An 18,845-nucleotide genomic window follows, 5' to 3' on the forward strand; every position below is an offset into this window, starting at 1 on the left:
CGCGCCTACTTGGGGACCACGGTGATCGAGTCCTGGCTCCCGCCGACGGCCGTCCCGTCGAGCGTGGTCGAGAACGAGTAGGTCACCGTCGGGAACGGCGCCTTGACCGCCTGCCCGGAGAGACCGCTCGGGCTGTACTTGATCCCGACGTAGTAGACGGCGCCCGTCGTGGCTGCGCCGACCTGGATCGTCGAGAGCCCGGTCCGGTTGTCGAACCTCGTCGTGCCCTGGCTTGCGCTCTTCGTGCAGTTGCTGTTGTAGAGCACGATCTGGCCGACGTCCTGGATGGGCATCAGCTTCCAGCCGCCGTCGTTCGACTGCGGGACGCCGATGGTGAACGACGAGGACGGAGCCGTGATCTTCACGTAGTAGAACATCACGCCCGGCGCCACGTTGTTCACCTTGTTCCGCTGGACGTTGTACGACAGCGTGTTCAGGTCCGGCGACGTGCCATCGGCGAACGTCGCGCACGTCGTCTGCGTCGGCGTGATCCGGGCGACCTTCTCGATCACGATCTGGTTGACGGTGGCCGTGGCCTGGTTCGATGTCACCGTCGACCCCTGCGGGTCCTTCGCCGTCGCGGTCGCCTTGTTGGTGACCGAGCCGGTGCCGGTGGCGTTCAGATCGCCGGACTGGATCGTGTAGTTCGCCGTGCAGGTGCCCCCGAACGTGGCGCCCGGTGCCAGCGTCGAGCTCGAGGTACCGCAGGTGACCGGTCCCGTGATCTTGTCATCGGTGACCACGAACGGCCCGGTCAGGGTCACGTTGCCGGTGTTCTTGAGGCCGTAGGTGTAGGTGATCACCTGACCGGCCGCCGAGTACGTCGCCGGGCTGGCCTGCTTCGTCAGCTGCAGCGCCGCACCGCCCGTGATCGACGTCGTCGTACCGTCCTTGTCGGTCACGTCGGCACCGGTCGGCGGGGTGCCCTTGGCGGTCGCCTCGTTGGTGACCTTGCCGGCGTCGATGTCGGACTGCTTGAGCGTGTAGCTCGCCGTGCACGTCGTCGACGCGCCCGGCGCGAGCGACGACGAGCCACCGCAGGTCGCCCCGTTGAGCGCCACGAGGGCGTCGGTCAGCTGCACGCTGCTGAGCGTGACGTTGCCAGTGTTCTTGATCGTGAACGAGTAGTCGATCTTGTCGCCGGCCTTCGGCGGGCTGCTGAAGCTCGGCGTGGCGGACTTGGTCAGATCGATCTTCGCCGCGGCCGTCAGCGTGGTCGTCGTCGTGTCCTCGTCGCACACCTCGCCGCTGGTCGGCGACAGGCCGCAGGCGGTCGCCTTGTTCGTGACCTTGCCGGCGTCGATGTCGCCCTGCGTCAGGGTGTAGTTCGCCATGCACGTGGCGGTCTCACCCGGCGCCAGGCTGGTCTTCTCGCAGGTCGCGTCGGAGTAGCCGACCAGCGCATCGGTCAGGTCGACCCCGGACAGCGTCACGTTGCCGGTGTTGGTGATCGTGAACTTGTAAGAGACCTTCTCGCCGGCCTGCGGGACGCCGTCGGCGCCGAAGTCCGGCGTCGCCGCCTTGACGAGCACCACCAGCGGCGCCTCGTCGAGCGGCACCGTGGCGGCGTCCTTGTCGGTCACGTCATCGCCGGCGGGCGGCGTGCCCTTCGCGGTCGCCTCGTTGTCGACCTTGCCGGCGTCGATGTCGGACTGCTTGAGCGTGTAGCTCGCCGTGCAGGTCGCCGTCTCGCCCGGCGCCAGGCTGGTCTTCTCGCACGTCGCGCCACTGAGGCTGACGAGCGCGTCGGTCAGCTGCACGCTGCTGAGCGTCACGTTGCCGGTGTTCTCGATGAGGAACGAGTACTCGATCTTCTCGCCGGCCTGGGCGGTGTTGTCGGCACCGAACTTCGGCGTCGCGGACTTCGTCAGATCGATCTTCGGCGCGCGGGTGATCGGCGTCGTCGTGCCGTCCTTGTCGGTCACGTCGTCACCGGTCGGCGGGGTGCCCTTCGCGGTCGCCTCGTTGTCGACCTTGCCCGCGTCGATGTCGGACTGCTTGAGCGTGTAGCTCGCCGTGCAGGTGGCGCTCTCGCTCGGGGCGAGGCTGGTCTTCTCGCAGGTCGCCCCGTTGAACGCGACGAGCGCGTCGGTCAGCTGCACGCCGGTCAACGTGACGTTGCCGCTGTTCTTGATCGTGAACGAGTAGTCGATCTTGTCGCCGGCCTTCGGCGGGCTGCTGAAGTTCGGCGTTGCGGACTTCGTCAGGTCGATGCTCGGCCCCGACGCGAGCGGAACCGAGGCGCTGTCCTTGTCGGTCACGTCATCGCCGGCGGGCGGGGTGCCCTTGGCGGTCGCCTCGTTGTCGACCTTGCCGGCGTCGATGTCGGACTGCTTGAGCGTGTAGCTCGCCGTGCAGGTGGCCGTCTCGCCGGGAGCCAAGCTCGTCTTCTCGCACGTCGCCCCGTTGAGGCTCACGAGTGCGTCGGTCAGCTGCACGCCGGTGAGCGTCACGTTGCCCGTGTTCTCGATGAGGAACGAGTACTCGATCTTCTCGCCCGCCTGCGCGGTGTTGTCGGCACCGAACTGCGGCGTCGCCGACTTGGTCAGGTCGATCTTCGGCGCGGCGGTCAGCGTGGTGGTCGTGGTGTCGTCGTCGCAGACCTCGCTGCTGGTCGGCGACAGGCCGCACGCGGTCGCCTTGTTGGTGACCTTGCCGGCGTCGACGTCGCCCTGCGTCAGCGTGTAGCTCGCCGTGCAGGTGGCGCTCTCACCCGGCGCCAGGGTGCTCTTCTCGCACTCCTTGTCGGTGTAGCCCAGCAGGCTGTCGTCCAAGTCCACGCCCGACAACGTCACGTTGCCGGTGTTGGTGATCGTGAACTTGTAGGAGATCTTCTCCCCGGCCTGCGGGATCCCGTCGGCGCCGAAGTCCGGCGTCGCCGCCTTGACGAGGACCACCAGCGGCGCCTCATCGAGCGGCACCGTGGCGGCGTCCTTGTCGGTCACGTCGTCGCCCGTGGGCGGGGTGCCCTTGGCGGTCGCCTCGTTGTCGACCTTGCCGGCGTCGATGTCGGACTGCTTGAGCGTGTAGCTCGCCGTGCAGGTCGCCGTCTCGCCGGGGGCGAGGCTCGTCTTCTCGCACGTCGCGCCGCTCAGACCCACCAGGGCGTCAGTCAGCTGCACGCCGGTGAGCGTCACGTTGCCCGTGTTCTCGATCAGGAACGAGTACTCGACCTTCTCGCCGGCCTGCGCGGTGTTGTCGGCACCGAACTGCGGCGTCGCCGACTTGGTCAGGTCGATGCTCGGCCCCGACGCGAGCGGAACGCTGGCGCTGTCCTTGTCGGTCACGTCATCGCCGGCGGGCGGGGTGCCCTTGGCCGTCGCCTCGTTATCGACCTTGCCGGCGTCGATGTCGGACTGCTTGAGCGTGTAGCTCGCCGTGCAGGTCGCCGTCTCGCCGGGAGCCAGGCTGGTCTTCTCGCACGTCGCCCCGTTGAGGCTCACGAGCGCGTCGGTCAGCTGCACGCCCGACAGCGACACGTTGCCGGTGTTCTCGATGAGGAACGAGTAGTCGATCTTCTCGCCGGCCTGCGCGGTGTTGTCGGCACCGAACTTCGGCGTCGCGGACTTCGTCAGATCGATCTTCGGCGCCCGGGTGATCGGCGTCGACGTGCCGTCCTTGTCGGTCACGTCGTCACCCGTCGGCGGGGTGCCCTTCGCGGTCGCTTCGTTGTCGACCTTGCCGGCGTCGATGTCGGACTGCTTGAGCGTGTAGCTCGCCGTGCAGGTCGCCGTCTCGCCGGGAGCGAGGCTCGTCTTCTCGCACGTCGCCCCGCTGAGGCTCACGAGCGCATCGGTCAGCTGCACGCCGGTGAGCGTCACGTTGCCCGTGTTCTCGATCGTGAACGAGTAGTCGATCTTCTCGCCGGCCTGCGCCGTGTCGTCGGTGCCGAACTGCGGCGTCGCCGACTTGGTCAGATCGATCTTCGGCGCCGCAGTCAGGGTCGTGCTCGTGGTGGCCTCGTCACACACCTCGCTGCTGGTGGGCGACAGACCGCACGCGGTCGCCTTGTTGTCGACCTTGCCGGCGTCGATGTCGGCCTGGGTCAGCGTGTAGCTCGCCGTGCAGGTGGCGATCTCGCCGGGGGCGAGGCTCGTCTTCTCGCAGGTGGCGTCGGTGTAGCCGACCAGCGCGTCGGTCAGGTCGACGCTCGTGAGCGTGACGTTGCCGGTGTTGGTGATCGTGAACTTGTAGGAGATCTTCTCCCCGGCCTGCGGAACGCCATCGGCGCCGAAGTCGGGCGTCGCTGCCTTGACGAGCACCACCAGCGGGGCCTCGTCGAGCGGCACCGAAGCGGCGTCCTTGTCGGTCACGTCGTCACCGGTCGGCGGGGTGCCCTTGGCGGTCGCTTCGTTGTCGACCTTGCCGGCGTCGATGTCGGACTGCTTGAGCGTGTAGCTCGCCGTGCAGGTGGCGGTCTCGCCGGGAGCCAGGCTCGTCTTCTCGCACGTCGCGCCGCTCAGACCCACCAGGGCGTCGGTCAGCTGTACGCCGGTGAGCGTCACGTTGCCGGTGTTCTCGATGAGGAACGAGTACTCGACCTTCTCCCCGGCCTGCGCCGTGATGTCGGCACCGAACTGCGGCGTCGCGGACTTGGTCAGATCGATCTTCGGCGCCGCGGTCAGCGTCGTGCTCGTGGTGGCCTCGTCACACACCTCGCTGCTGGTCGGCGACAGACCACATGCGGTCGCCTTGTTGTCGACCTTGCCGGCGTCGATGTCGCCCTGCGTGAGGGGGTAGCTCGCCGTGCAGGTCGCGATCTCGCCGGGGGCGAGGCTGGTCTTCTCGCAGGTGGCGTCGGTGTAGCCGACCAGCGCGTCGGTCAGGTCGACGCTCGTGAGCGTGACGTTGCCGGTGTTGGTGATCGTGAACTTGTAGGAGATCTTCTCCCCCGACTGCGGAACGCCATCGGCGCCGAAGTCCGGCGTCGCCGCCTTGACGAGGACCACCAGCGGCGCCTCGTCGAGCGGGACCGTGGCGGCGTCCTTGTCGGTCACGTCATCGCCCGCCGGCGGGGTGCCCTTGGCGGTCGCCTCGTTGTCGACCTTGCCGGCATCGATGTCGGCCTGCGTGAGCGTGTACGTCGCCGTGCACGTCGTCGACGCGCCCGGCGCAAGCGACGTGACGCTGCCGCAGGTGGCCCCGTTGAGGCTGACAAGCGCGTCGCTCAGCTGCACGCCCGTCAGCGTCACGTTGCCGGTGTTCTCGATGAGGAACGAGTACTCGACCTTCTCGCCCGCCTGCGCGGTGTTGTCGGCACCGAACTTCGGCGTCGCGGACTTGGTCAGATCGATCTTCGGCGCCCGGGTGATCGGCGTCGTCGTGCCGTCCTTGTCGGTCACGTCGTCACCGGCCGGCGGGGTGCCCTTGGCGGTCGCCTCGTTGTCGACCTTGCCCGCGTTGACGTCGGACTGCTTGAGCGTGTAGCTCGCCGTGCACGTCGCGGTCTCACCCGGGGCGAGGCTGGTCTTCTCGCAGGTCGCTCCGTTGAACGCGACGAGCGCGTCGGTCAGCTCGACGCCCGTGAGCGTGACGTTGCCGGTGTTCTCGAGCTTGAACGAGTAGTCGATCTCGTCGCCAGCCTTCGGCGGGCTGCTGAAGTCGGGCGTGGCGGACTTGGTCAGTGCGATGCTCGCGGCGCGGGTGATCGGCGTCGACGTGCCGTCCTTGTCGGTCACGTCGTCGCCCGCCGGCGCAGTCCCCTTGGCGGTCGCTTCGTTGTCGACCTTCCCCGCGTCGATGTCGGACTGCTTCAGCGTGTAGCTCGCCGTGCACGTCGTCGACGCGCCCGGAGTGAGCGAGGTGACGCTGCCGCAGGTCGCGCCGTTGAAAGCGACGAGCGCGTCGCTCAGCTGCACGCTGCTGAGCGTCACGTTGCCGGTGTTCTTGATCGTGAAGGAGTAGCCGATCGTGTCGCCGGCCTTCGGCGGGCTGCTGAAGTCCGGAGTGGCGGTCTTGGTCAGCTCGATGCGCGGCGTCCCAGTGATCGGCGTCGTGGTGCCATCCGTGTCTGCGACGTCGGAACCGCTCGGCGGAGTCCCCTTGGCGGTCGCCGAGTTCTCGACCTTGCCGGCGTTGATGTCGGCCTGCGTGAGCGTGTAGGTGGCGGTGCAGGTCGTCGACCCGCCGGGCGACAGGGCGCCGATCCCACCGCACGTCGCGTTGCTCAGACCGACGAGCGCATCGGTCAGCTGCACGCTGCCGAGCGTCACGTTGCCGGTGTTCTTGATCGTGAACGAGTAGTCGATCGTGTCGCCGGCCTTCGCCGGGCTGCTGAAGCTCGGCGTGGCCGACTTGGTCAGCTCGATGCTCGCTGCCCGCGTTATGGGCGTGGACGTGCCGTCGGTGTCCGAGACATCGGACCCGGCTGGCGGGGTGCCCTTGGCGGTCGCCGAGTTGTCGACCTTGCCCGCGTTGATGTCGGCCTGCGTGAGCGTGTAGCTCGCCGTGCACGTCGTCGATGCGCCCGGCGCGAGCGAGGTGACGCTGCCGCACGTCGCGCCGCTGAGGCCCACGAGCGCGTCGGTCAGCTTCACGCCGGTGAGCGTCACGTTGCCGGTGTTCTTGATCGTGAACGAGTAGTCGATCTTGTCGCCGGCCTTCGGCGGGCTGCTGAAGTTCGGTGTCGCCGACTTGACCAGATCGATGCTCGGCGCCGGCGTGAAGTTCACCGTCGACGTGTCGGTCTTGGTGTCCGAGCCGGCGCTGTTGGTCGCCGTCACGCTCAGCGTGTTCTGCACCTGCGACGTGTTCGCGTTGGCGAACGCGGGTGCGTCGAAGTAGCAGGTCACCGAGGCGCCGCCGGCGATCGACGTGCCGATCACGTCAGCGCAGTCCGTGTCGGTCGTGGACGCGGAGCGCAGCGTCCCCGAGACCTTGTTGTCCGAGATCGCCGTGATGGTGGCCGACGAGCTCGTCGAGGCGTTGCTGATGGTCGCCTTGTAGGTCACCGTCCACGGGTAGCTCGCGCTGGACGGGACGGTCTCCGTGTCGTTGTACGCCAGGTCGTGGTCGGCGTCGTTGTCCTTCACCACCGTCAGGGCGGGCTTGGCGAGGTTCGTGAACTCGCACGTCGTGACCTTGCCGGACTCGATGAGGATCCCGCTCACCGTGGCGACGTTCAGCGTTCCCGTCGACGCGCCGCTCGAGGTCTTGCAGGTCGCGCTGCTGAGGGCCCAGCCGGAGGGGACGGTCTCGGTGACGGTGTTGTTCGTGCCGATGTAGAGGCCGATCGGGTCCGACTGACCGTTCGCCGGCACGGTCGCCGAGGCGTTGATGGGGTCGTTGCCGGTGGCCGTGCTGTTCGCCGCGAACGTGAAGGTCTGCGTCGCGCCGTTCGGGGCGATCTTCTTGATCAGGAGCAAGCCGCCGCCAGGCGAGACGATGCAGTCGAACGGGGCGTTGTTGCCGCCGGCGCCCGCCGACGGGTACGAGCAGACGTTCACCAGGACCGAGTTCGCCGGAAGCACCAGCTTGTTGATCCAGACCTCGATCGTCGAGTCGTTGGGCCAGTTCTGGTCCGGCAGGAGGTTCGCGAACGGATCGGTGTCCGTGATGAGGTTCGCTCCGGAGACCGGCCCGGTGGCGGACAGCGCTCCCGTCTTGATGTCGGTGCTCGTGAACGGCAGCGGGCCGTTCGGCTGGGAGCAGCGGTCCGTGCGGGCGTCGGAGCAGCTGAAGAGGTAGGGCGAGCCGGCGTTCTGCGTCACCGTCGACGGGGCCGTGGTCGGGTTCGAGACCCGAACGCACACGACGGTGTTGATGTTGCCGTCGCCGTCGCTGTCGAAGAGCGCGCACGCGTCGCCCGTCTGCCCGCCCCCGGTCCAGTCGTCCGTGGAGTCCCAGCTCCAGAACAGCTTGTACGTGTTGAGGTCGGACTCGTCCCGGCCCATCTGCGTCAGGTCGACCTGAGACGGCTGGTCGTTCGCGCCCTGCTGGTCCTTGACCTTGAAGTAGTTCGACGGGATCGTCACGGCGGACGCCGACGCGGCGACGAAGCCGAGTGCGCAGACGGCGACGACGAGCACGGCGCACATCGCACGGACGACGGTGAACCGGGTGAGGCGATCGCGCGATGCGCGGACTGAAGACGACGACAGCAGCGTGTCTGAGCACGGCGAAGTCCGCATCAGAACAACCTCCGACCACGGCTCACGGTCTCGTGAGCCTTCGACTTGTCCGGAGCGTCCCTGCGTCCTTCGCGGGTGGGGTTCGCGCTTCCGTTCTATGCGCGGCACCGAACCGTGTGCCTGGGTTCGACCCAACCAGAACCGCGACACGAGAGTCAACCTCGCGCCAGCGGCGGTCCACCGGTTGAGTGATCAGCCTTCGTGCAGCGTCAAGAACGCTCGACATCGCAGGCGCCGCGCTTATGCACCGGAATGGCGTCTGTGGCCTCCGCGGACCTCCACTGCCCTCCGTCGGCTCGGGGGTGGGGATGATCTTCACCTCGTCAATTCGTCCAGAATCCCGTTCAGAACTTGAACGACTGCTTTCGAGCGGCTTGGCTTGCTCCCGTGACGGCGCTGGAGACGACTGCATGGCCCGAGGCGCCGCCACCGACCGGTGCGGTGGTGCTGATCGGTGTCACGGGCGTCGGCCTGCGCGCCGGACTGAGGGCTGCACTCGAGCCGGCCGGCTTCCGGATCTGCGAGGACGCATCCGACGGGCCGGACGTCGTCTTCGCCGCGGCCACGTCACGGCCGGATGTCGTCGTCATGTCGAGTCGCCTGCCCGGCGGCGGCATCGGCGTCGTCAGCAAGGTGCACGGCGTCGCCCCGGGGGCGCGCGTCATCGTGCTGAGCGACTCCTGTGACGGCCGCGAGCTGCTGGACGCCGTGCGCGCCGGTGCGGTCGGGTACCTCGACACGGGCGTCGATCCGTCGCGCCTGCCGGTCGTCGTCGAGGCCGTCGTCCGGGGCGAGACCGCGTTCCCGCGGGCGTTGCTCGTCGACCTGCTCGACGAGGTCCGCCGGCCGCGCGGGCCCGCCCGCGTCGCGCTGCCCGATGGGCGCGAGGTGCGCCTCACCGCGCGCGAGCGCAGCACCGCCGAGGCGCTGCGCGCGCACCGCTCGACGAAGGACACCGCGCAGACGCTCGGCGTCAGCACCGTGACGGTCCGGCGGCACATCTCGTCGCTCGTCCACAAGCTCGGCGCGGCCGACCGCCGCGAGGCCGCCGCGCTGCTGGAGGAAGCGCGGTGGTCATGATCGCCGAGCGTCCCCGCCGGGTCGTCATCGTCGACGACCACGGCCTCTTCCGGCATGGCCTGGCCGACGTCCTGCGCGAGCTCGGCTTCGACGTCGTCGGCATGGCCGACTGCGGCGAGGCGGGCATCCGGGTTGCCGGGGAGGTCCGGCCCGACGTCGTCGTCATGGACATCCACATGCCGGGCATCGGCGGCGTCGAGGCGATCCGCCGCCTGAGCGCGGGCGAGACCAGCCCTCCCGTGCTCGCCATGACCGTCTCCACCGCGATCCAGGACGTCGCCGAGGCCGTCGACGCGGGCGCGGTCGGCTACGTCATCAAGGACGCGCCGCCCGACGAGATCGCCGCGTCCGTCCGCGCCGCCGCGCAGCGCGCGACCTGGCTCTCGCCGGGGATCCTCGAGCAGATGCGGTCCGTCATGGCTCCCGCGCCCGCCCCCGCCGGAGCCGCCGCGCTGACCGAGCGCGAGACCGAGGTCCTCCGCCTCCTCGTCCGCGGGCTCGACAACGCGACGATCGCGAGCGAGCTGCACCTCAGCGCCGGCACCGTCAAGGCGAACGTCTCGGCGATCCTCACGAAGCTCGGCGTCGAGAACCGCGTCCAGGCCGCCGTCGTCGCGACGGACCGCCGGCTCGTCTAGGCACCCGATGCCGCGGCCGTAGCCGCGGCCCCGGGAAGCACCCGTCGCGCCGGCGCCCGGGGACTCAAGTCGGGCGCCGGCGCGACTGTGTCACGCATGGAAGGGGTCGATGTCGACGAGCTCGCTGTGCCAGGTTGCCGCCAGAAGCTCAGCTCGGCGTCCCCACCCGGAACTAGGGGGACGACTGGCCCGTTCTCTCGACACCCATGCTGACGCGACGAAGGTTGCCATCGGCTCGAAAGCTGAGCGGCCATACCTACCGTTCAATGTTGAACGCCGCCTCCGGCGCCGTTCAACCGCACCTCGATCGTGGTCCCGTGGCCGGGGTCCGAGATGAGCTGGAAGGCGGCGCCCATGCCCGCCGCGCGCTCGCGCATGCCCAGCAGGCCGAAGCCGTGCGTCCGCGGAGCGTCGGGGTCGAAGCCGCGCCCGTCGTCCCGCACGACCACGCGCGGCGGATCGGGCGCGAGCTCTACCCGGATCGTCGTCGCGCCGCCGTGGCGGATCCCGTTCGCCACCGCCTCGCGGACGATGCGCGCGATGGTCTGCCGCTGCTCCGGCGTGACGTCGACCCCGCGGTCGATCGCGAGCTCGAGCCCGACGTCCTCGCGGCTCGTCAGCTCGCGCGCGACGCCGGCGACCACCTCGGCCAGCGGCGCGTCGATGTCCGCGTTGAGCGCGGTGACCGTCGCGCGCGAGTCGTCGAGCGCCTGACGCGCCGCCGCCGCGATGCGTCGCGTGACCGGATCGTCCGGCTGACGGCTCTCGAGCCACGCCGTCTGCGACGCCAGGAACGCCAGGTCCTGCTGAAGGCCGTCGTGGAGGTCGCGCGCGACGCGCCTTCGCTCCTCCGACAACGCCAGGCGGGCGACCGACCGCTGGTACTGGAGGATCTCGCGCGCCGCCCCGACGAGCATCATCCCGAAGAAGCCGAGCCGCAGGAAGTCGCCGAGCGCCACGTCGGTGGCCTCGATCGACGGCGTGAAGCAGTACGCCAGGCGGGACGCCGCGGCCAGCGCGGTGCCGCCCGCGAGCCAGGCCATCAGCTCGTCGCTCGTCCGCTCGTACCGGCGCAGGAACCCGAAGGCGGCGATCGCGTAGAGGACGCCTCCCGTGATCAGCGCGGCGAGCAGGACGCCGCTCGCGTGGACGCCCGAGGGATCGACGCGGGTGGGCCGCGACGCGATCGCCGCGAGGGCTGCGCCGCCGAACGCCGAGATGAGCAGCGCGCCCAGCAGAAGGCCCCCCGACCGGTAGTACGCGCGCCGGGGGTTGGGCTCGAGCCGCGACCTCGTCCAGCCCGCGTAGGTGAACATCGCGGCGGCGATGACGTGCCCGATCACCGCGCTCCAGATCTGGCTCTCCTCGAGCTTGTCGGCGAGCGACGGGAACGTGCTGTAGAGGAGGTTCGTGAGCGCGAGCACGGCCAGCGCCGTCGCCAGCGCGAGGTCCGTGCGCCGCGCGGTCCGGGTGAAGCGGCCCGCCGAGAGGTACGCCGTGAGCAACGCGATGAGGCCGGCGGCGGTCTCGACGCCCGCGCCGATGCTCGGGCGGTCGCGGAGGATCAGGTCCGGATTGACGGCCTGGATCCCGAGGGTCAGGGCGACGGCGCCGATCTCGACGGTGACGAGCGCGATCCGCAGGCGGGGCCTGATGATGGGAGCGGGGGTCGGCTCGTCCACCGGCGCGGACTCTCCCAGACCCGCCCGACGGGCGGGGCGGCTAGGCGCGCGTGAGGCGCTTGTACGAGATGCGGTGCGGGCGGTCGGCCTCGGCTCCGAGGCGCTCGCGGCGGTGCTCCTCGTAGGCCTCGAAGTTCCCCTCGAACCAGACGACCTGCGAGTCGCCCTCGAACGCGAGGACGTGCGTGCAGATGCGGTCGAGGAACCAGCGGTCGTGGGAGATGATCACCGCGCAGCCGGGGAAGTCGAGCAGCGCCTGCTCGAGCGCGCGGAGCGTCTCGACGTCGAGGTCGTTCGTCGGCTCGTCGAGCAGGAGGACGTTGCCGCCGGTCTTGAGCAGCTTCGCGAGGTGGACGCGGTTGCGCTCGCCGCCGGAGAGCTTGCCGACCTTCTTCTGCTGGTCGCCCTTCTTGAAGTTGAACCCGGACACGTACTGCCGCGAGTTCATCTCCTGGTCGCCGACCTTGACGTGGTCGTAGCCGCCGGAGATCTCCTCCCAGACCGTCTTGTCCGGGTCGAGCGCGTCGCGCGACTGGTCGACGTACGCGAACTCGACGGAGTCGCCGATCTCGATCGTGCCGGCGTCCGGCTGCTCGTTGCCGGTGAGCATCCGGAAGAGCGTCGTCTTGCCGGCGCCGTTCGCGCCGATGATGCCGACGATCCCGGCGCGCGGGAGGTCGAACGAGAGGTCCTCGATGAGCAGGCGGTCGCCGAAGCCCTTCTTGAGGTGGTCGACGCGGATGACGGTCGAGCCCAGCCGCGGCCCCGGCGGGATGTGGATCTGGACCTCGTCGAGCCGGACCTGCTTCTCGGCGTTGACGAGCTCCTCGTAGCGCTGCAGACGCGCCTTGCTCTTCGTGCGCCGGCCCTTCGGGTTGGTGCGCACCCACTCGAGCTCGGCGGAGATGACGCGCTCGCGCGCCTTGTCCTGGCGCTCGGCCATCGCGAGGCGCTTGGCCTTCATCTCGAGCCACGCCGAGTAGTTGCCCTCGAAGGGGTAGCCCTTGGCGCGGTCGAGCTCGAGGATCCAGCCCGCGACGTTGTCGAGGAAGTAGCGATCGTGGGTGACGGCGACGACGGCGCCGGCGTACTCGGCGAGGTAGCGCTCGAGCCAAGCGACGGACTCGGCGTCGAGGTGGTTCGTGGGCTCGTCGAGAAGCAGCAGATCCGGCTGCTGGAGCAGCAGGCGGCAGAGCGCGACGCGGCGCCGCTCGCCGCCGGAGAGCTTCGTGACGTCGGCGTCGGCCGGCGGCAGCCGCAGGGCGTCCATCGCGTACTCGAGCTGCGTGTCGAGGTTCCACGCGTCCGCGGCGTCGATCTGGTCCTGGAGCCGCGCCATCTCGTCGGCGGTCTCCTCGGAGTAGTTCATCGAGAGCTCGTTGAACCGGTCGATCAGCGCCTTCGTCTCGGCGACGCCCTCCTCGACGTTGCCCTTGACGTCCTTGGACTCGTTGAGCTGCGGCTCCTGCTGGAGCATCCCGACGGTGCGGTTGGTGCCGAGCTGCGCCTCGCCGCGGTAGTCCTCGTCGATGCCGGCCATGATCTTCAGCAGCGACGACTTGCCGGCGCCGTTGTAGCCGAGCACGCCGATCTTCGCGCCGGGGTAGAACGCCAGCGTCAGGTCGTCGAACACGACCTTGTCCGGCGGGTACCGCTTGGAGACGCGGTTCATCGTGAAGACGTACTGGCTCGACACAGGGCCGAGTCTAGAATGAGGGGTTCATGCCTCAGGTGCTGGACCTCGAACAAGCCCTCCTCCTGCTGGAGCTCGAGCCGCCGTTCGGGAAGCGCGAAGTCCAGCTCGCGAGGCGCCGGCAGGCGAAGCTCTGGCACCCCGACATCGCGCCGCCGGGCAAGCAGCACGAGCACGAGCGGCACCTCAAGGCGATCAACGAGGCCGCCGACCAGCTCGAGTCGCTGGCGGAGACCTCGCGCGGCGGCCGCGTCACGAAGAACGCGGTGAAGGTGAGCGCCGCGGCCGCCCGCGCCGCGCGCGCCGAGGAGGGCCGCCGCGCCTACGAGGCCGAGCAGAGGATGCGCGCCGAGGCGGCCGACCGGCAGAAGCACGACCCGTTCGGCTCCCGCGTGCCGGACCACTCGGTCGTGCACAAGTACGCGCGCTGCCTCTCGTACCCCGAATGGGGCGTCGGGACGGTGGAGGGCATCTACTTCACCGGCGACGGCGACGACGTCAAGCAGTGGGCGCGGATGCGCTTCAGCGAGGGCGTCCGGACCGTGCCCGCGGGCTCGCTGCAGTTCGTCGACTTCTCGAAGCCGGACCCGGGCGCCGACCGCGTGCAGCGGTTCATGACCGCCGCGCAGCATGCGCTCGCCGAGGGCGACTTCAAGCTCGCCGCGCAGCGCCTCGTGTACGCGCGCGACGCGGAACCGGGCAACGTCGCCGTCCTGCGGCTTCTGACGCTCGCGTTCTGGCAGGCGGGCGACCTCGCCGCGGCCGGCCGGGCGGTGCGCGACTGGGCGCGCGCCGACCGCGAGCGCCCCGCTCCCCACCGCTACGCCGCGCGCATCTACGAGGACATGGGAGCGATCGACCTCGCCGCCGAGGCCGCCGACCGCGCCGTCGACCGGGCGCCCTCCGACGCCGACGCCCACGAGCGCGTCGGCCGTCTGCGCCTGCGGCTCATGCAGCGCGACGCCGCGCTGCGCGCGCTCGAGCAGGCCCGCCGCCTCGGCCCCAGCGTCGACGGCCTGCTCGACCTCGCGCTCGCCTACCACCTCGCCGGCGACGTCGGAGCCGAGGTCACCGCGACCGAGCAGGCGACCGCGCTCGACCCGGAGTCCGTGAACGCCTGGACCCGCCACGCCTTCGCGCTCGCCCGCACCGATCGCGTGACGGAGGGCATCGAGGCGGCCGAGCGCGCGATGATCCTCGGCGCCGACGGAGAGGTCACCGACCTCCTCGACCGGCTGCGCGAGATCGCCCCGCGCGTCCTACCCGCGGCCTGACGCGCAAGAAAGCGGTGGGGCGCGCCGCGAAGCGCACCGCCGGCCTCGCCACGCCGCCCGCTCCCATCGATCCGAAGTCGTGGGTGCTCCCCGAGGACATGACCTGGTCGGACTATCCGAGGTCATCGACGTCCCGGCCGGCGACACCGTCGACGTCCCGGTCTACGTGACGATCACGGACGCCAAGCGGCTCGAGCCGACGACGCTCGACCTCGTCGCGACCTCGGAGACCGACGGCACGAAGTCCGCGACGAGCACCGCGGTCGTGAGCCCCCAGCGCTAGCCGCGGGCTAGCGCGGGATCCGCGCGCGGAGCACCTTCCACTCGAGATAGCGGACGTCGTAGGCGACGAAGAGCCAGCGCGGCGTGAACGCGGGCACCTGCGTGCGCGCCTCGTCCGGCATGTCGGCGAACGGCCAGGTGAAGCGCCGCAGCGACGGCAGCCGCCAGACCTCGACCGCCTCGTGCACGGTGTCGCCGAACGCCGCGAACGCGAACGGGATGCAGCCGGTGAGCCGCGGGAGCAGGCGCGTCTCGAGCCGGCAGCCGGGCTGTTCGAGGCGCGTGCCGCGGCGCCCGCAGCGCAGCAGCTCCATCGCGTTGCGCATCGCCCAGCCGCTGTGCTGCTCGAAGCTGATGAAGCCGCCGGTGTCGAGCGGCCTGCGCACGAACGGCGAGCAGACCCGGCGGACGAGCCCGCGCGCATCGGGGTCCTCCCACGTCGTCGCTGAGTCGGACGGCGTGCGCGTCTCGCCGGTCCGGCGGTTCACCCAGCGCCCGTCGACGAGGACCCACCGCCGCCCGAAGCGCGTGATGTCGCGCCCCGCGACCAGGGAGCGCCCGCTGGCGGCGGAGAAGAGGTGGTCGCCGTCGATGCACTCGACCGCGAACACGCCGACGCGGAAGTCGAACGGGACTTGCTGGTCGCAGAGCGGCCGCGCCAGCGTCCGGCGCTGGCCGGTGCGCGCATCGAGGACGACCGGCCGGCCGCTGCGGTCGAACCACGCGACCTGCCAGCCGTCGGCCCACGCCCGCGTGCTCGACAGCGCGAACGGGCGCAGCGGCGGCCCCTTGCGCGCCCCGGCCGGCGCGGCGCCGAGCGCGAGGAGCACGAGCACGATGACTGCGAGTCGCACGCGCGGAGCATGACAAGGTCCCCTCCATGACGCGCGACCTCTCCCTGGGACTCAACGTCGGGTACTGGGGAGCGGGCCCGCCGCCGAACGCGCAGGAGCTGGTGCTGGAGGCCGAGCGGCTCGGGTTCGACTCCGTGTGGACCGCGGAGGCGTACGGATCGGACGTGCTGACGCCGCTGGCGTGGTGGGGGTCGCGGACGGAGCGGATCCGGCTCGGGACCGCGCTGTTCCAGCTGTCGGCGCGGCAGCCGACGGCGACCGCGATGGCGGCGCAGACGCTCGACTTCCTGAGCGGCGGGCGGTTCATCTGCGGCATCGGCGTGTCCGGGCCGCAGGTCGTCGAGGGCTGGTACGGGCAGCCGTTCGCCAAGCCGCTCGCCCGCACCCGCGAGTACATCGGGATCATGCGGTCGGTCTGGGCGCGCGAGCGCGTGACGAGCGACGGACCGCACTACCCGCTGCCGCTGCCGGAGGGGCGGGGCACCGGGCTCGGCAAGCCCCTCAAGACGACGATCCATCCGCTGCGCGAGGACATCCCGATCTTCCTCGGCGCGGAGGGCCCGAAGAACATCGCGCTGGCGGCCGAGCTGTGCGACGGCTGGCTCGCGCTGTTCTTCTCGCCGGGCTACGAGGACTTCTACCGGGACGCCCTCGCCGAGGGCTTCGGCCGCGACGGCGCGCGGCGGTCGTTCGACGACTTCGAGGTCGCGGCCGGCGTGCCGATCGTCATCGACGACGACGTCGAGCGCGCCGCCGACATGCTGCGGCCGATGTACGCCCTCTACTTCGGGGGCATGGGCGCGAAGGACAAGAACTTCCACGCCGACGTCGCGATCCGCATGGGCTACGAGGCCGAGGTGGCGGAGATCAAGGAGCTCTTCCTCTCCGGGCGCAAGGACGACGCGGCCGCGAAGGTGCCGACGCGGCTGGTCGAGCAGCTCGCCCTCGTCGGGCCGAAGGACAAGGTGCGCCACGACCTCGAGGCGTGGCGCGACTCGCTCGTCACCACGCTGCTCGTCCAGGCGCACGATCCGGCGACGCTCCGGACCGCGGCCGAGCTCGTCCTCGGTTGATGCGCTAGCCGCGGATGAAGCCGATCGTGGCGCGGCCGTTCTCGGCGCCGGTCGGGCCGCCCGTGCCGACGACGCGGACGCGGTACTTGCCGGGCTTCAGCCCCGCGGTTGCGATGCGGACGCGCTGGGACGACCCGGCGCCGGTTCCGGTGTAGCGCCGCAGGACGCGCCGGCCGCGGATGAGCTGCGCGGTGAACTTGCCCTGCGTCGTGGTGCGGACGACGAGCGTCGTCGACCGACGCGCGACCGGTGCGGTCAACCGCGCGGACACGAGCGGGCCGCAGGCCGGCTGGGCGTCGGCGGCCGCAGAGGAGATGAACCAGCCGCCGCGGCGGCGCAGCGCGAAGCGGCGGACCGCTCCCCGGCCGCGGACCTCGACGACGTACGACCCGCGCCGCCCGAACGCCGCCTTCGCGCGGAAGCCCGCGGCGCGGCGGAAGCGCGCGATGCGCTTGCCGTTGCGGAGCACGTCGATGCGCAGCCGGCCGAGGTCCTTGCGGCCGGTCACCGCGAACCGCGAGCGCTGCAGCTTGATCCCCACGCTCACGAGCGGCGACGGCGCGCGGCACGACGCGACGGGCGTCGTCGGCGGCCCGGTGCCGCCGAGGGACTGCGGGATGACGCCGGCCTCGAAGGCCTCGCTCAGCACGCGGCCCTCGTTGTTCGCCGTGGGGGAGAGGCCGAGGAGCGCCAGCGCCGTCGGCGCGACGTCGACGTTCTGCGCCTCGTCCGGGTTCAGGAGCGTGTCATCGAAGCGCGGGCCGACGATGCCGCCGACCGTCTGCTGCCGCGCGAGCGTGCCGCCGGAGATGACGGCGAACATGTTGTCGGACGTGTACGGCGAGCCGTGGTTGCCGGTCAGCGGGTTCGCCGGATCGGAGAACGCGCCGCCGACCGCGTGGGTGATGAAGAGGTCGCCGGTCCGCTCGCCGCCGATCCGCCAGCCGGGATGCGCGCCGTCGAGCGTGTTCGCGGTGCCGCCGTCGAGCGGGTTCGGCTCGCGGTACAGCGCCTCGTCGACGCCCGGGGACGCGAGCGCCTTCTCGCGCAGCGTCTTGAGCTTCGCGAACCGGTTCGGGTCGGAGCGGTTGGCGAGGTAGACCATGTCGACGGACCCGTTCTGCACGATGGTCGTGCCGTCCGCGTCGGATCCGAAGGCATCGGCCATCGACGTCTTGCCCATCGTCGTGTCCATGCTGTGGTCCGAGACGACGAAGAGCACGGACCGCGCCCACAGGCCGCGTCGCTGCAGGGTGTCGACCAATCGCTTGAGCTCGGCGTCCGCCAGCGCGATCGCCTGGTCGTAGGCGCCGGACTCCGTGCCGAACGCGTGGCCGGCGGAGTCGATGGTCGGCAGGTTGACGAACGTCAGGTTCGGGCGCCGCTGCTTCCCGTCCTTCGTGACGCCCTGGTCGATCGTGCGCAGGACGACGTCCATGACCTCGCTGTCCTGCACCGCGTAGCCGTCGTTCGGGCGCGCCGGCGCCGACGGGTCGCAGTACGGCGTCGGCGTCGACGGGTTGCACGGAGACCAGAGGAAGTCGGCGTCGTAGGCGTTCGGGTCGACGCGCTTGGTGGCGAACAGATCGGCGAGCTTGGGCTTGCCGAAGATGCCCGCGGTCGTGATCCGGCCCGGGTCCTGGCGCTTGGCCGCGGCGAAGAACGTCTCGGCGAGCAGGCACGTCGCGACCTCGCCGTCCGTCGTCCCGTCCGCGCCGGCGTTGCAGTCCTTGCGCGCCTGGTCGCCGTAGACCGCGAACGCGTTGCCGGGGATGCCCGACGTCGCGCCGAACGCGCCGGTCGCCATCGCGACGTGGTTCGGGTTGGTCTCGGCGACCATGATCGAGCGCGACTCCTTGTAGTACGTCGCGCGGTTGCCGTTCGCGCCGGAGAGCAGCTGGCTCAGGTACGGCGCCTTGCCGGCGTCGACGCGATCGCCGTCGAGCGCGTCGAAGGAGACGACGTAGACGAGCGGGCCGTCGGGATCGACGACCTGGTCGGTGACGGCCTGCGCGTGCAAGGGGGCGGCCGCGACGAGCGTGAAGACGACGACGAGCGGGACCACGAGACGGGAGAGCACGGGCGATGAAGTACCGCAGGGAGCCCGTTCCGTGCGCCGGTTCGTGCCCGGTGCAGGGTC

At 70.5% G+C, this 18,845-nt stretch carries 10 protein-coding genes; 5 read left to right on the top strand and 5 right to left on the bottom strand.

The features are described from left to right. Positions 1-5 precede the first annotated feature (5 nt). Positions 6-8,129 carry a CLIPPER-2 domain-containing protein gene (locus AC1UE4_RS22635; protein WP_482919594.1) on the bottom strand — a complete coding sequence of 2,708 codons (8,124 nt, stop codon included), beginning with the start codon at positions 8,127-8,129 and terminating at the stop codon, positions 6-8. A 387-nt stretch (positions 8,130-8,516) separates the two neighbouring features. Here AC1UE4_RS22635 and AC1UE4_RS22640 point away from each other — a divergent pair, with 387 nt between their 5' ends. After that, positions 8,517-9,209: a LuxR C-terminal-related transcriptional regulator gene (locus AC1UE4_RS22640; RefSeq protein WP_482919595.1), complete on the top strand. Its 693-nt coding sequence runs from the start codon at positions 8,517-8,519 to the stop codon at positions 9,207-9,209. Next, positions 9,206-9,847 (top strand): response regulator, encoded by a 642-nt coding sequence (locus AC1UE4_RS22645; protein WP_482919809.1) that lies wholly within the window; start codon positions 9,206-9,208, stop codon positions 9,845-9,847. Before AC1UE4_RS22640 ends, AC1UE4_RS22645 begins: the two co-directional genes overlap by 4 nt. Positions 9,848-10,110: 263 nt before the next feature. Here the strand turns inward: AC1UE4_RS22645 and AC1UE4_RS22650 are convergent, their stop codons facing one another. Together AC1UE4_RS22650 and ettA are read right to left on the bottom strand one after the other, a co-directional pair. Beyond that, positions 10,111-11,529 (bottom strand): sensor histidine kinase, encoded by a 1,419-nt coding sequence (locus AC1UE4_RS22650; RefSeq protein ID WP_482919596.1) that lies wholly within the window; start codon positions 11,527-11,529, stop codon positions 10,111-10,113. Between the two features lie 40 nt (positions 11,530-11,569). Further along, positions 11,570-13,225, bottom strand: a complete 1,656-nt coding sequence (gene ettA / locus AC1UE4_RS22655; RefSeq protein WP_482919597.1) for an energy-dependent translational throttle protein EttA — start codon at positions 13,223-13,225, stop codon at positions 11,570-11,572. A gap of 26 nt (positions 13,226-13,251) precedes the next feature. Between ettA and AC1UE4_RS22660 the strand changes: the two genes are divergently transcribed. Together AC1UE4_RS22660 and AC1UE4_RS22665 are read left to right on the top strand one after the other, a co-directional pair. Then, entirely contained in the window at positions 13,252-14,496 is a 1,245-nt protein-coding gene (locus AC1UE4_RS22660) for a tetratricopeptide repeat protein (protein WP_482919598.1), read from the top strand. Positions 14,497-14,575: 79 nt separating this feature from the next. Continuing rightward, complete coding sequence (locus AC1UE4_RS22665) at positions 14,576-14,779, top strand: hypothetical protein (protein WP_482919599.1); 204 nt, start codon at positions 14,576-14,578, stop codon at positions 14,777-14,779. A gap of 7 nt (positions 14,780-14,786) precedes the next feature. On the opposite strand, the gene AC1UE4_RS22670 is transcribed toward AC1UE4_RS22665, so the two are convergent. Beyond that, on the bottom strand, positions 14,787-15,632 hold the full coding sequence (locus tag AC1UE4_RS22670; RefSeq protein WP_482919600.1) for a hypothetical protein: 846 nt from the start codon (positions 15,630-15,632) through the stop codon (positions 14,787-14,789). 26 nt (positions 15,633-15,658) lie between these two features. On the opposite strand from AC1UE4_RS22670, the gene AC1UE4_RS22675 reads away from it, so the two are divergent. Continuing rightward, positions 15,659-16,705 carry an LLM class F420-dependent oxidoreductase gene (locus tag AC1UE4_RS22675; RefSeq protein WP_482919601.1) on the top strand — a complete coding sequence of 349 codons (1,047 nt, stop codon included), beginning with the start codon at positions 15,659-15,661 and terminating at the stop codon, positions 16,703-16,705. 4 nt (positions 16,706-16,709) lie between these two features. Here AC1UE4_RS22675 and AC1UE4_RS22680 read toward each other — a convergent pair whose 3' ends face one another. Continuing rightward, on the bottom strand, positions 16,710-18,785 hold the full coding sequence (locus tag AC1UE4_RS22680) for an alkaline phosphatase family protein (protein ID WP_482919602.1): 2,076 nt from the start codon (positions 18,783-18,785) through the stop codon (positions 16,710-16,712). Positions 18,786-18,845 lie beyond the last annotated feature (60 nt).

It is taken from the genome of Parviterribacter kavangonensis, assembly GCF_056863335.1.